The organism is Leucothrix arctica (assembly GCF_003172895.1).
Lineage (GTDB): Bacteria > Pseudomonadota > Gammaproteobacteria > Thiotrichales > Thiotrichaceae > Leucothrix > Leucothrix arctica.
In genome coordinates, this window is the sequence record NZ_QGKL01000016.1 from 61,722 (window position 1) to 76,413 (window position 14,692).

At 44.2% G+C, this 14,692-nt stretch carries 12 protein-coding genes; 7 read left to right on the top strand and 5 right to left on the bottom strand.

Annotated elements, in window-relative coordinates:
- Positions 1 to 12 precede the first annotated feature (12 nt).
- Positions 13 to 1,167: a DesA family fatty acid desaturase gene (locus DKT75_RS05535; protein ID WP_109822434.1), complete on the bottom strand. Its 1,155-nt coding sequence runs from the start codon at positions 1,165 to 1,167 to the stop codon at positions 13 to 15.
- Positions 1,168 to 1,355: 188 nt separating this feature from the next.
- Entirely contained in the window at positions 1,356 to 1,808 is a 453-nt protein-coding gene (locus DKT75_RS05540) for an ankyrin repeat domain-containing protein (RefSeq protein WP_158278798.1), read from the bottom strand.
- A gap of 380 nt (positions 1,809 to 2,188) precedes the next feature.
- Here DKT75_RS05540 and DKT75_RS05545 point away from each other — a divergent pair, with 380 nt between their 5' ends.
- On the top strand, positions 2,189 to 3,244 hold the full coding sequence (locus DKT75_RS05545; RefSeq protein ID WP_109822436.1) for a thioredoxin family protein: 1,056 nt from the start codon (positions 2,189 to 2,191) through the stop codon (positions 3,242 to 3,244).
- Positions 3,245 to 3,246: 2 nt separating this feature from the next.
- Here the strand turns inward: DKT75_RS05545 and DKT75_RS05550 are convergent, their stop codons facing one another.
- Entirely contained in the window at positions 3,247 to 5,013 is a 1,767-nt protein-coding gene (locus DKT75_RS05550; RefSeq protein WP_109822437.1) for a hypothetical protein, read from the bottom strand.
- 188 nt (positions 5,014 to 5,201) lie between these two features.
- On the opposite strand from DKT75_RS05550, the gene DKT75_RS05555 reads away from it, so the two are divergent.
- Positions 5,202 to 6,143: a carbohydrate kinase family protein gene (locus DKT75_RS05555; RefSeq protein WP_109822438.1), complete on the top strand. Its 942-nt coding sequence runs from the start codon at positions 5,202 to 5,204 to the stop codon at positions 6,141 to 6,143.
- A 24-nt stretch (positions 6,144 to 6,167) separates the two neighbouring features.
- Positions 6,168 to 7,379 carry an ROK family transcriptional regulator gene (locus DKT75_RS05560; protein ID WP_158278799.1) on the top strand — a complete coding sequence of 404 codons (1,212 nt, stop codon included), beginning with the start codon at positions 6,168 to 6,170 and terminating at the stop codon, positions 7,377 to 7,379.
- 32 nt (positions 7,380 to 7,411) lie between these two features.
- Here DKT75_RS05560 and DKT75_RS05565 read toward each other — a convergent pair whose 3' ends face one another.
- The gene (locus DKT75_RS05565; protein WP_245923099.1) at positions 7,412 to 9,520 is read right to left on the bottom strand and encodes a molybdopterin-containing oxidoreductase family protein; all 2,109 of its coding nucleotides are present in this window, start codon (positions 9,518 to 9,520) and stop codon (positions 7,412 to 7,414) included.
- Between the two features lie 94 nt (positions 9,521 to 9,614).
- Positions 9,615 to 10,031, bottom strand: coding sequence for a CoA-binding protein (locus DKT75_RS05570; protein ID WP_211665192.1), 417 nt, complete (start codon positions 10,029 to 10,031; stop codon positions 9,615 to 9,617).
- Positions 10,032 to 10,289: 258 nt separating this feature from the next.
- Between DKT75_RS05570 and glk the strand changes: the two genes are divergently transcribed.
- From glk to DKT75_RS05590, 4 genes are read left to right on the top strand one after another with little or no spacing between them, the layout of a single operon-like run.
- The gene (glk, locus tag DKT75_RS05575; RefSeq protein ID WP_109822441.1) at positions 10,290 to 11,276 is read left to right on the top strand and encodes a glucokinase; all 987 of its coding nucleotides are present in this window, start codon (positions 10,290 to 10,292) and stop codon (positions 11,274 to 11,276) included.
- Between the two features lie 51 nt (positions 11,277 to 11,327).
- Positions 11,328 to 11,960, top strand: coding sequence for a paraquat-inducible protein A (locus tag DKT75_RS05580; RefSeq protein WP_109822442.1), 633 nt, complete (start codon positions 11,328 to 11,330; stop codon positions 11,958 to 11,960).
- Complete coding sequence (locus DKT75_RS05585; protein WP_109822443.1) at positions 11,957 to 12,604, top strand: paraquat-inducible protein A; 648 nt, start codon at positions 11,957 to 11,959, stop codon at positions 12,602 to 12,604. Before DKT75_RS05580 ends, DKT75_RS05585 begins: the two co-directional genes overlap by 4 nt.
- Positions 12,597 to 14,690, top strand: coding sequence for a PqiB family protein (locus DKT75_RS05590; RefSeq protein WP_109822444.1), 2,094 nt, complete (start codon positions 12,597 to 12,599; stop codon positions 14,688 to 14,690). Before DKT75_RS05585 ends, DKT75_RS05590 begins: the two co-directional genes overlap by 8 nt.
- The last annotated feature ends 2 nt before the right edge of the window (positions 14,691 to 14,692 follow it).

Consider the following 14,692-nt stretch of genomic DNA (forward strand, 5'->3'; position numbering starts at 1 on the left):
GATCGGTAACACTTAAACCATCGAGTATCCGCGTAAGCGTTGGGCAAATACTTGCAGCGAGTGAATACCTGTTTCTTCAGCATCATGAACCCAAGCTTGAACTGACTCTAAACGAGCCTGTTGGTTTGAGGTCGTACGGCCCCATAACTCATGCAACTGCTCTTGTGCTTTATACACTGACTGCAGAGAAGGGCTTGTCGCTAACAGCTTTAACACTCGCTCTTTAGCGTCTGTTTCAAGCTCTACCGCACCACTCAATACTCGCTGAATAAGCGTTTGATCTGCTTTATCAAAAGCAACTAACTCAGTTTTAAGCACAGGATTAACCACTTGCTTACCAAAATTAGAAATAACCTGCATGCGGTTACCTAATACGGCGCTCATTGTTTCCAAATCTACACTTAACTTCTTACGGTTCACTCTAAGTCGTGGCGCTACTTTATTTACCTTGGCCATTTTTAGAATTTCCATTAAACGAATGTAAAACCAACCGATGTCGATTTCATACCATTTATTAGATAAGCGTGCAGATGAAGCAAATGCGTGATGATTGTTGTGCAGCTCTTCACCACCCACCAAAATACCAATCGGTGAGATATTGCGAGAAGCGTCACCAGTAGACCAATTACGGTAGCCCACAAAGTGCGCAACACCATTAATGACGCCAGCAGCCCAGAATGGAATCCATGCCATTTGAACAACCCATACCGCTAGACCAAACCAACCGAATAATAACAAATCAAGCACTAGCATAATTGAAATACCCGCTGCAGGGTGCTTTTTGTAAACGTTATTTTCTAGCCAGTCTTTGGGTGTACCACGACCGTATTTTTCTAATGTCTCTATGTTTTGTGCTTCTTTGCGGTACAAAAATAAGCCACCCCACAGCACTTTATTCAAACCGTGAATTTGTGGACTGTGCGGATCGTCTTCTGTTTCACACTTAGAGTGGTGTTTACGATGGATAGCCACCCACTCTAGCGTAACAATACCCGTCGTTAGCCATAGCCAAAAGCGGAAAAAGTGAAATAGAATTGGTCCAAGAGTAACGGAGTTATGTGCCTGTGAACGATGTAAAAAGACGGTCACTGAAACAATTGTTATATGCGTCAGACCTAATGTAATAAGCACAATGTGCCATAAACCAAGATCGGGAAAAAATCCCATGTTTCTCTCCTTAAATATCGGTGATATGTTTTTAGCAAATCAACATATCACTCCAAGCAAGGCTCTGCGATGAATACGAAAAACATTACTGATCTAGGCTGAATATCTACGAAATAAAAAACTATTTCATAGATGACTGAACATATTTGTTATTTTTACTGAAGCTTTTTGGTAGTCACTAAAACTGGCTATCGCTTATATCTACTTAAAAAATTCATCATTCTCACATTACCCATTACTTCAGCAATGTCAAAAACCGTCGCACCATCTGAGGTACGAAAGTTTACCGGCGCACCACTTGCCAACAAGTAATTTACAACGTGTTGATGTCCAAAGCGTACAGCATGATGCAACGGGATCCAGTTTTTGACGGTACGTGCATTCATATTGCCTCCCTTCGCTCTCAAATACTGAATGATGTGCAAGTGACCACGTGACGCTGCTTTATGCATCGCTGTCTCACGATCTGAGTTCATGTGATTAACATTTGCACCGTTGTCTAGCGCCGCTACAACTGATGGCATATGACCATATTCAGCGGAGAAAAGCAGTGCTTCTGATTGTTCTTGTTGATTGGCATGACTTGCAATTGGTGACAGTGCTAATACCATAGCCACCATCATCATTTTAATATAGGTCATTGTTTGCTCCTTGAAAGCATATTTAAAACAGAGCATTACGGGGGATTGAAAACTCTGTATGACACATTAGGCCGATAAGTATGCCAAATATGTCATCATCAAAAACATCTAACCATGACCAAGGGTACTGAATAGCACCTAATATGATGTTACCCCATATACATATCGCCGATCTTTGGTTAATTTTTGTTAGCTTAACACTACCTGAACAAAAATAAAGTAATAACTATTACGCTCATAAAATAAACACTATCGTTGACAGAACCTTACCAACAAAAACGCTGCTTATATATAATGTGTGTCCATATATAGGCAAAAAATAGCAATGCTATAATGTAATTTAGAATCCTTATGCCAGCGTCATAGAATGGAAAAATAATATGAAAACACCGCAATTACCGCTGCACCTATTATTAGGGTTGATCACAAGTCTACTAATGGTGGTCAGCCTTCCTAGTTACTCAGACTCCAAAACTACAGGAAAATTCCTTGGTGCTCAAAGTACTGTATATCCTAGTTGGTTTAAAAGTAGTTTTTTAGAGTTTGCAGACGACGTTGAAGAAGCTGCAGAAGAAGGAAAGCGACTCGCCATCATCTTTCACCAGGATGGCTGCCCTTATTGCAACTTACTGATTGAAAAAAATCTCTCTCAACAAGATATTAAAAAGTTGATGCAGACGAAGTTGGATGTGGTCGAGTTAAATATCTGGGGATCACGTGAGGTCGTTAGTGTCGCAGGCAAAACGTATGCTGAAAATGACTTCGCAAAAGCCTTAAATATTCAATATACACCCACTGTCTTGTTCTTTAACGAAGAGGGAAAAGTTGCCTTAAGGCTCAACGGCTATCGAGAGCCTTCTGAGTTTAAACGCGCCTTAGAGTACGTAACCGGCAAGCATGAAAAGACACAAAGCTACTCTCAATACATTGCCACTAACCGCATAACAAAATCAAACGAGACACTAAATACACAAGCGTTCTTTGATAAAGCACCCTATAACATAGCCCTACCAAAAGCAGGGTTTGATAAACCACTAGCCGTGTTTTTTGAACAAACTAACTGCCCTAATTGCGACAAGTTTCACACCGTGAACTTAGCTAAAAGTGACACACAAAGCATTGTTAAACAGTTTAAAAACGTCCAATTAGATATGTGGTCAGATACCCCCGTCACAACACCTAATGGCGAAACAATAACGGCTAGAAAGTGGGCTGAAAAGCTGAGTGTCACCTACGCTCCTTCCGTGGTCTTTTTTGGTAAAGACGGTCAAGAAGTCATACGACTAGAAGCGATGTTTAAAGCTTTCCACACCGCCTCTAGTTTTGATTACGTACTAAGCGAGGCTTATAAAACACAACCAAGCCTACAAAACTACATTACCGAGCGCGCTGAACACATCAGAGAGCAAGGTAATGACGTTAACCTTTGGGACTAATGTTACTCGCCAGTCTCGGCACTATGAACAGTCAACTGCGGGAATGGAATGCCCCAGTCATTTTCGGCGCATGCCCTGACACAGCTCTGCTGCAGCACTCGCTCTACTTTAAAGTAGGACGATGCTGCACGACTGTGCATGGTCGCGATGATTTGATAATCTAGCGACGAGCTATTCGCTACTTTAAAATCAACAGATACATCGACGATATGCTCACCTAAACCAGCCTGTGTTAGTCCCTCTTTTACAGCCTCCGCAAACTTATCGGGCACCATAGTAAGACATATATCAAGGTGTGAGTAGTCAATACCAAAGACAGTCAGTGCTGCATAACTATCCCCTTTCGTTAAGTTAAGTAGGCCCATTTCAAACACGGCTGCCGTCGGATAAGACAGGCGCATCCCACCTTTACACATGAACTCAACACTATCTGGTGTTTGCCTCATGACTTCGCCTGTTGAACCACTAGGGAGTATTAATAAGTCACCTTTTCTACACGGGAACCAGTTTTCTCCACGACCCGCAGGGCGAGACTTTAAGTTAACTAATTCGGACAAAGGTATGCGTAAAATACCGTGAATGTCAGGATTGATTAAAATGGACTGCACATTGATATGGTGTACTTCCCAAGGTATGCCGTTATAAACCACCAGCTCCTCTTCTCGTACTGTACCCAAATCTAGGAGTGTTTTTGCTTCAGTTATGTAGCCCGGTAAATAAGAGCGTACCGCTAAAACAAATCCAACAAAAATAATGATCATTAAGGCTAATAACAGCAGGTCGCCTCGAATGTATAACACCACCATGATCCCGATCACAATCAACAAAGTGGTTAAAAACTTATATAAATACGCAAAAATACGACGTCGAGTGGACTTACCTGATTGCGCCTTTTTTCGGATGAGCCATAACAAACCTCTCATGACCTGCCAGATAACAACCGACACAATGACCGCGATTAGTAGCGTCTTTCCACGACCATTAAAAAATGACTTAACGGAAGTAACAATCGTTTCATACCAAGCAGTGTTATTACCCAGCAGACTGTCCAACTGAACTTGGGCTAGCTCCATCTCCCTTAAGTTGTCTTTCTTTTTTGACTGCCAATCATCTAACGTTTTACTCAATAGCGGGACGATCAGCGTTGGAGGCTTGGCTGCTAAACGACTCTCAAGGATAGTGATAGCCTTACCAATCTCCTCCAAACGAAGTCGACGGTCTGCAATGATTGTTCTCAAGCGCTCTAGGTTTCGCGGTTTCTCCGTTAGACTTTTAAGACTCTCAATCACAGGCTGAGTGATTAGGACAAGCTCTTCTTTCCAGTCAAATGGCGTTTCCGTTAAACCGTAAGCCTCTAAACGAATACCGCCAATCGCCACCTGTTCAAATGAGGTTCTTAGATTTTTGATATCAAGCGCCACTTTATCAAGCTCCGCTTGAAAAGCCTCTTTCTCAGTCGGGCCAGCCGACTTGTATCGACTCTGCAATGCGGTCTGCTCTTTGAGCTTTTCAGAAAGTGCGAGCTGAGTACTTTCTAAGCTATCTAAAACGCTTTGTAGTTTCTTTTTATCCGCTTCAGCTTTGATCTCCTCTGGCGTTAACTCAGGAACGACCACTTCAGGAACAACTTCTGGCACAACAACTTCCGGAACATCAACTTCTGGAACATCAGACGTTCCAGCAGGTGTGGCGGTAACCGCAGCATCTTCTGCGTAAGTAAATGTCGCTACACAACAAAACAGTAGCAATATCGTTAAATATCTCATCATAAAACAGCTCGTATAATTATCACTTTAGTCTAACCTAATCAGGAAATATTACCCTTACAAATCATTTAACACTACCGATAAGTAATTCCAAATGATTTATTAATTGAAATATACCCTCACTTGCGCTAACTTTATAATCCCCTTGTACTTATTGGCCTTTTGGTCGCGCTCTTTTCGAGATAAATCTTATGTTTTTAGTCTGTGGCGAAGCCCTGTTTGATATTTTTGTTGATGGAAATGCTGAAATTAGCAGCACCCAGCTATCGTTAGATGCTGTCGCTGGTGGCTCTCCATTTAATGTTGCCATCGGTTTGGCACGACTTAAGCAACCTGTTGCCCTACTAAGCGGTGTGTCTGAAGACTTTCTTGGTCAGCGCTTAATGGCAGTACTAGAACGTGAAGGCGTGGCTACTGAACACATTGCCAGTAAAGCACTTCCAACAACTCTCAGCTTTATTCAAAAAGATGACGAAGGTGTTCCTGATTATGCATTTTATGGGAATGGCGCTGCTGATCGTGCAGTACTGCCACAGGATTTACCTGAAGACGCGACGTTCTCTGGTATTCATGTTGGTTCTTACTCAATCGTAACGCCTCCAACGTCAGAGTCACTATTGAGCCTGATTTGGAAACACTCGCGCAAATGCCTGATTTCACTAGATCCAAATGTACGCCTAAATGTAGAACCAAATAAAGACATCTGGCGTGAACGTGTAGCGTTGATTGCTAAGCATGCCGACTTATTAAAAATAAGTGATGAAGATTTTGGACATCTATACCCTGAGATTGCTTTTGAAGATAAAGTAACGGAATGGTTAGGCCTAGGCATCAGCTTAGTAGTACTCACTAAAGGTGGCGATGGCGCACAACTTTGGAGCCAAACAGATACTGCATCGGTTGCTACGCCTAAGATTGTTGTCGCTGACACCGTTGGTGCTGGTGATACCTTCCAAACATCATTAATTGATCAGTTACTGACTATGCGTGAAGCATCAAGCGATTGGTCAGCACAATTGAACGCACAAAAGCTGCAAGAGATTGGTAAATTTGCGGCAACTGCTGCGGCCATTACCTGTTCTCGACAAGGTGCTGACTTACCTAATCGTGAAGAAATACTTGCCGCGCAATAAAAGACTAGATAATAGGCAAGCATGATGAATGATAAACCGTTGAGAAGCCTGAGTCTTGGTGCAAACCAAACAGGCGGTCGTATCTATAATGAGCGATTGGTTTTATCGTTAGTCCGTCATCAAGATGGTTTGCCAAAAGCTGAAATAGCCAATCTAACCGGCCTTTCAGCGCAAACCATCTCAGTCATCATGCAACAGCTTGAGGCCGACCACCTCATTGTTAAAGGGCAACCCAAACGCGGCAAAGTTGGCCAACCACGGGTTCCTTTTTCATTAAACCCTGAAGGTGCTTACTCCATAGGCCTAAAAATTGGTCGCCACCGTAGCGAACTAGTGTTGATGGACTTTGTTGGCAATATAGTCAACAGACAAAACATCACTTATCAATACCCCGCAACGCATGAATTGTCGGCATTTGTGTCTATCACCACTCCAATCCTTATCAAATCACTGGATGAAAACCTACGTGATCGTGTTGTCGGTATTGGCATTGCCACGCCGTTTGAGTTATGGAACTGGGGTGCTGAAATAGGTGCACCTAAAGCCGTCATGGCTGCTTGGAAAGACTTCGACATTAAACAAGAAATGAGCACAGCAGCAGAGCTGCCTGCCTTCATGCTTAACGATGCAACGGCTGCCTGTGCAGCAGAACTCACCTTTGGTAACCCACAAAAATACGACAACTTCTTGTATATCCACATCGGTTATTTTATCGGTGGTGGCGTGGTATTGAACGGTAGTGTTTTTTCAGGGCCTAGCGGTAATGCTGGAGCGCTAGCGGCACTCCCTATTCGAGTGAAGGTGACCGACTCGACAGAGGAAAGCTACCAACTGGTGCGGGATACCTCAAAGATTAGCTTACAACGCATGCTCGAAGCAGCGGGTCAGGACGCGAGTATTATTTGGGATACTGAAGGTGACTGGTCAGTGCTGGGGGAAACTCTCGATATTTGGCTAAACCGTTTAGCAGAGGGCTTAGCCTTTGCTATTACCTCGGCAACTGCGATTATCGACTTCCCTGCTATTGTGATTGATGGTGACTTGCCCATTGATATTCGACAGCGTATTACCGCCTTAGTCACCCAAAAACTTCAATCAATCGACCACCAAGGCTTATCGCCTGTTACTGTGACTGAAGGTAGTCTAGCTAGAAACGCACGCCTTATTGGCGGTGCATCACTACCGTTACTTGCTAATTTCTCACGTGATCGTGACGTTGCATTTGGTGGTTTATAGCTCGACCAAACACAACGCCATTTCATATAACTTTAGCTTGAGTGACCCGCAGCAACTTCACATAACAACGACTTAAACGCAGGGAATCCGCTGATAGGATCAAGACTTGCGTCATCCGTTAGCTCGTTTACATTTGCATCATTCCAACCATGGAAGCAATGAACGACACCCACTTTCATGATATCAGTCACCTCTGCATAAAACTCGACTGCACCACGAGGTGAACTCACCATCACTGCGCAACCCTGTTCGATACCACGCGCGGCGGCATCCTCTGGATGAATCTGTACACGCGGTTTAGGGTCTAACGCCAACAAGCCTTCAATATTGTGCTGCTGTGAATGCGTAAAGGTTTTCTGACGGCCACCTGAGGTCAGCACTAGCGGAAACGCTTTAAATAATTCAGGACTTGAAATAGGACTTTCTTGCGGCTCTTTGTAGGTTGGCAGGCCATCATAGCCTTCGTCACGTAGCTCTAATGAGTCAAACTCAATCTTACCCGTAACTGTTTTAAAGCCGGTCATTCGCCATTGACGGTCTGCATCCATATAGCCTTCATCAACCAAGTCATCAATCACTGGGCTATAGACGATCACACCTTGTGGTTTCTCATAGGCTTCTTCACGAATTTCATCAGGCAGACCTGACGCCATTTCAGCCCATGATGCATCTAAGTCACCATTCCAAAACTCGTCAGCCATGCCGAGTTTTACACCTAACTCTAAGAACATTTGTGCGTCAGGCTTAGCCTCACCACGCGGAGGCAATGCTCGACGACGGTATTTCACTTCACCTTGATACGCACAGCCCGGATAAGCGATTAATGCACTACGCTCCAAACTAGTGGCCGCTGGCAACACGATATCGGCTTGCAAGGTTGCAGGGTTGTGGAAAAAGTCAGAGGCTGCAAAGAAATCTAATTCACCAAGCGCACGCTCCATACGTTTGGAGTTTGCCCACATAGCAGTGTTGATTCCCATCGCGACCAAAGCACGCATTTTTTGCGGTTTGCCTTCCAAGATGCAGTCTGGCATCAACATACTTTGTGCGGCTGGCCAGTACTTTGTCCAGATTGGGAAGGTTTCATCACCAATACGTGGCGGCAACTCATTCAGGCAAATATCAAATTTTTCAATCGGCTTAGGCAGTACTTTGTCGTTAAAGAAGCGATTACCCCCTTCTCTGTCAACCATACCCAAAACTGCGGACAACAAAATCATCGCGCGATGGTTTTGGAAGCCATTACTATGCTGCACGGTTGAGGTTGGTGACATTGCAATCTGTGATGGCAAGGCTGTCGAAAACATTTCCACAGCTGCACAAATATCTGCCGCATCAACGCCACAAATTTCCGCCACCGACTCTGGAGTGAAGTCTTTGACGTACTCTTTAAAGGCTTCTACACCACTACCCCACTCATCCAAAAAGGCCTGATCTTGCCAGTTATTTTTGAAGATCAAATGATGGAAGCAAAGTGCCAACGCGCCATCTGTGCCTGGGCGAATTTGTAAGTGGATATCCGCAAGCTCGGCCGTTTCAGTACGACGTGGGTCAACCACGATCATTTGGCGATTGCGTTTTTTCTTATTAAGGTGGTGATTTTCAAACGGTGGAATCGAACCAGAAGCATTGGTAGACCAAACCAATACGCACTTAGTTTTAGGAGACTCGATGGTAGATGTCGTTTTCATTTTATAACCATACGTCAGCTTTTCAGCGACCATGGTGGATGAGAAACAGCAGCCTGATTCTGTTAGATAATTTGGACTACCAAAGGCATGTGCCAAACGTTGCAATTGCGGACGTGCTTCTTTGGTATAACCTGCAAAAAACGCGGCAGCAGGTGCGCCATGCTTTTCTTTAGTTTCGTTGAGTTTATCAGCAATAGTAATTAACGCTTCGTCCCAACTAATGCGTTCGAACTCGCCAGAACCTCGTGGCCCAACTCGCTTAAGCGGGTAAAGCAAACGGTCTGGATGATACTGACGCTCAAGCTGCAACTGACCACGCGGACAGTTCTTTAGTCCTTTAACGCCTGTCGCAACACCTTCAGGGTTAATAGTTACCGTAAACGCACAGTTGGCGTCACATTCATAACAAGTTGTATGTTTTACCGTATCGGCTGCATGGCTAGTAGTCACGGGCTTGGCATCTCGTTCGATTATAATTAAACGAGATTCTACCCCAAGCATCAACTAACATATATCAAACTTAAACGCGTTGTGGGCTTATCAATTAACGCTCTATTTTCAATATGAAATATTCCATTTTAGGACAGCGATCCATCACCACTTTTAAACCTGCCGCTTCAGCCATTGCCGCTGCTTCTTCATTGATGACACCCAACTGCATCCATAGTGATTTCGCCCCGATTTTTATTGCTGACTCTGCAATAGGTACAATCGTTTCTGAGCGTCGAAAGCAATCCACCATATCTACTGCCACAGGTATATCTTCCAATGTGGCATAACACGTCTCACCTAAAACCTCTTTGTATTTAGGATTGACTGGAATAACCGTATACCCTTTTTCCATAAGAAATTTAGCGACTTGGTGACTCGCACGTTGTGGTTTATGAGAAATACCCACGACTGCGATTGTCTTGGTTTCCTGTAAAATTGATCTAATATTTTCGTCGCTGCTCATATTCATTACTCACTTTAAAAAGATTGGGTCAATATAAAACAATATACCAGCCTAATCACTGGTGACATGACTCATCAAAATTCGCAATGATAGATTTAGATTATTTTTAATGCATTTACATCCTATTATCTATACCTATAACAGCTAAAATAACCTTGCCGATACCTCAATTATTTTTACAACCCACATTAAGTAGTCATTAGGTAGGCGTAGTATTACACTCTGACCATACTTACTGACTTACTTTCTATAAGAACTCACACCATGAACAACACTGCTATCGTCGCTGATTTAGGTGGCACAAATATCCGTTTAGCGTTAGTCGATGACATTGGCGCAATGCCTCAACATATCCAAGAGCTTTCAGTGGGTGACTATGTTGGACTTATAGAATGTATAGAGCGCTACCTCACCTTAGTCCCTGCGAGTAACGTAACCAAGCTATCGATTGCGGTTGCAACACCTGTGTCGGGCGATAAAATCATGCTGACCAATCGTGACTGGGGTTTCAGTATTAGCCAAGTCGCTGATCATTTTAATCTTGAGCAAGTGAAAGTCGTTAATGACTTTACAGGCTTAGCGCTGTCCCTTCCTTTATTAAGCGCTGAAGACCTACAACAAGTCGGTGGAACTGAGCCTAGTGCTAATGGTGCAATAGCACTATTAGGTGCGGGTACAGGTCTGGGCGTTTCTGGTTTAATTCAGTCAGCAGCGGGTGTTTATCCTCTGTCTGGTGAAGGTGGCCATGTGACTCTAGGTGCAACAAACGCGCGCGAGTTAGCCATTTTTGCAGAATTTAATAAGCGTTACGGACACATGTCAGCAGAGCGTTTATTATCAGGAACGGGGATCGGTGAAGCTTACGAAGTCATCTGTCTAATTGATGGCGTAGAGGACTTAAACCTTAGCCCTGCAGAGATCAGCCAGCACGCGATTGCAAGAACTAACGCTCAGTGCGAAGAGTTAATGGCGCTATTTTGCCATTGGCTAGGGGTAGTTGCTGGAAACTTGGCGCTTTCACTCGGCAGTACAGGTGGGGTTTATATCGGTGGCGGTATTATACCCAAATTAGGCGATTATTTTATTCAATCGGGGTTCCGCAAAGCATTTGAGAGTAAGGGGCGATTTACCAACTACCTCAGCGAAATGCCTGTGTACGTTATTCAAGCTAAGCAACCCGCATTATTAGGGGCTAGTAATGCACTTGATCCGCGCTTCTCTAGTATAGGTATAACTCACTACCGAGCATAATCGACTGTACTAGACTACAATAAAATTAAACACTTACGATAACGAGTCACAATGCGAGATGACAATGGTGTTCTAGATTATCGCTCGGCAAGAGCTTGCCATGAGTGCGATCTTTTACAGCAAATACCTGAGTTAAAACACGGCGATGCCGCCCACTGCATACGTTGCGGGGCGACGCTTAAGCGATTCCATAAAAACTCACTGGATACGAGTCTGGCCTTTGCCATCACTGGCTTAATTCTGTTTTTAGTGGCTAACCTCTTTCCACTAGTCTCTTTGGAAGCGCTTGGCGTTTCACAGCACGGTAACCTTATTTCAGCAACATGGGCATTGTTTGATGCCCGCATGCCATTTTTGGGTGTGCTGATGCTGTTCACAACAATACTTTTTCCATTGTTTAGCTTGCTTGGCACCATCTATGTTCTGACCTCTATTCGTATGAGTCACCTGCCTCCTATCATTGCTCCGCTGTTTCGGTTTTTACGCAGCACTGAAGCATGGGGCATGTTAGAAATATTCTTACTGGCGCTGATTGTGGCATCGGTTAAGTTAATGGACATTACTGATGTTCATATTGGTATCTCACTGTATGCCTTTGTCTTGTTGATCGTTACGCTAACGATACTGAGCCTAACGCTCAACCCCGATGATGTTTGGGACCCACTAAAGAAGAAAGAGCCATGACGACTGCACGCGAGGCTGGACTTATCTCATGCCACTTTTGCCACAACTTAAATCGCATGCCAGTGATTGAAGAAACGGTCGAACACGATAAAGAGCAAGAAATGCTCTGCTACGTTTGTAATTCAGTCATTCATTCACGCATACCTAGTAGCCTAAATAAAACATGGGCGCTGGTGATTGCCGCCTTAATTCTCTACATTCCTGCTAATACACAAGCGATTATGACGGTGCAGCTTTGGGGTGATGGTCGCCCAGACACGATTATGTCTGGGGTGCTTAGTCTGCTACATGGTGGTATGTGGCCACTAGCATTGCTGATCTTTTTAGCGAGCGTATTTGTTCCGGTCGCTAAGTTAGCAACGCTTATTTACCTACTACTGAGCATAAAGTTTCGCTCACATTGGCGACCAAAAGAGCGCACGCAGTTGTATCGTATTACTGAGTTTATTGGTCGCTGGTCGATGATCGATATTTTTGTCATCGGCATATTGGTGGCACTCGTACAATTTGGCAATACTGCCACAGTGACGCCGGGTATCGGTGCGCTCTCCTTTGCAGCAGTGGTCATTTGTACCATGGTTGCTGCACATAGTTTTGACCCGCGCCTTATGTGGGACGCGATTGAGGAATCTGCTCATGAATGAGTACACATTACCGAGTGCTAACGTACAAACCAAAGCACGCTTTTCGCTGATTTGGTTAATACCATTAATAGCAGCACTTATCGGGTCATGGTTAGCCTATAAATACTACTCTGAGCGCGGCACAATGATCACCATATCCTTCGATGAAGCATCCGGTATAGTGGCACGTAAAACACCGGTCAAATACAAAGACGTCGAAGTGGGAATGGTACAAAAGGTCACCATATCGCCTGATCTTAAAACGGTTAATGCAGAAGTCGAAATCTATAGTGAAATGGAAGATAACCTTGGCCCTGATACACAGTTCTGGGTTGTTAGTCCACGCGTCACATTGCGCGGCATTAGTGGTCTCCAAACATTACTTTCTGGCGTTAACATCACCATGGCTCCCGGTCCTTTAGGTGAAGCTGAAGACGAATATATCGGGCTTAGCCAAGCGCCGAACATCAGTATTGAGAGCCCAGGACAAGCCTTTGAGTTAAATGCTGATCGTCTAGGCTCTGTCGATGTCGGCTCACCTGTCTACTTCCGTCAAGTGGAAGTCGGTGAAATCACAGGCTTCAGACTAAACTCAGAAAACCAAAAAGTCGACGTGGATATTTTCATCCATGCGCCGTATCATGAACAAATACGCACGAATACTCGATTCTGGAATGCCAGCGGCTTTGAGTTAAACGTGTCTACGAGTGGTGTTAGCGCACGTATGGAATCACTGTCTACTCTACTCATCGGTGGTGTCGCATTTGACACCAATTTCAAAGAGCCGGGCTACCCTATCAATGAAAAGGCGGCCTTTAAGCTTTACGACAACTTTAAGCGGGCGCATGAAGATACCTCTCCAGACAATAAGTTAATCTACACCATGTATTTTAAGGATACGCTTATTGGTTTGTCCGTTGCTTCACCCATTAATTTTCAAGGGGTGAAAATTGGTCAGGTTGAGGATATTACACTGCTTAAATCACCTGAAAACGACAACATAAGAAGCCAAGTGACTGCCGCATTATATGTGGACAAACTATCGACAAATGCTGGCCGCCTAGAAGCAGAGAAGCTTCTACAGTCACTTGTCGAACAAGGCTTACGCGCACAGTTAAGATCATCCAGTATTGTAACTGGGGCACAGTATATTGCGCTAACCATAGAAGAGCATCACTCGTCAAAAGTACAAACACTCGCGAGCTTAAATAAAGACTACGCTATTATTTTTCCAAGCATGCATGCTAAACAGTCGATCATGAGTTTTGACCCTTCTTCGGTAGTTGGCGAGTTAAACCAAACACTGAGAACGGCTAATTCATTATTAGGTTCTGACGACATTAAGCTAATGCTTAAGGGTCTTGCTTCAACCAGCGATAGCATCGGTACGATCACTGAGCAGCTAGCTCAACAAGGTATTTCTGGTGAAGTGATGGTGCTGCTTAAAGAAGCAAGCAAGACAGCGTCTAGTTTACAGCTAGCCTTAGGTGACGCACGTAAAACCATGGGCACGCTAGATATCGCCGCCCTCACCTTACAGAAAGATGCGAGTAAAGCCATGATAGACGCACGCGTCATGATGCAAAGCGCGGGTAAAGCGGCAACGTCACTGAGTGGCTCGGTTGGCATATTGCAAAAAGACACCAGCAAAGCTTTAATTGACGCTCGTACTTTGATGCAAACCGCTAACAAAGCAACTGGCTCAATTACTGGCAACATTGACACACTACAAAAAGACACCAGCAAAGCCATCATTGATGCGCGTACTTTGATGCAAACCGCTAACAAGGCAACTAGCTCAATTACTGGCAACATTGACGCACTCCAAAAAGATAGTAGCAAAGCAATGATTGATGCGCGTGTAATGATGCAGAAGGTTGGAAAGTCTGTAGAGGCATTACAAAAAGATACCTCGCTAACGTTGCGTGGTATAAACAAGGCAACTGGCACGGTTGAGCGCAGTATCAACGCGACACTGAGTGAAGACTCTGCCCTACAGTATCGCTTCCAACAGCTGATTAATGACCTTAGTGAAGCCGCTAGTTCGTTCTCTGTACTTGCTGATACCTTACAACGTAAACCTAACTCGTTATTATTAGGAAAGTAGTC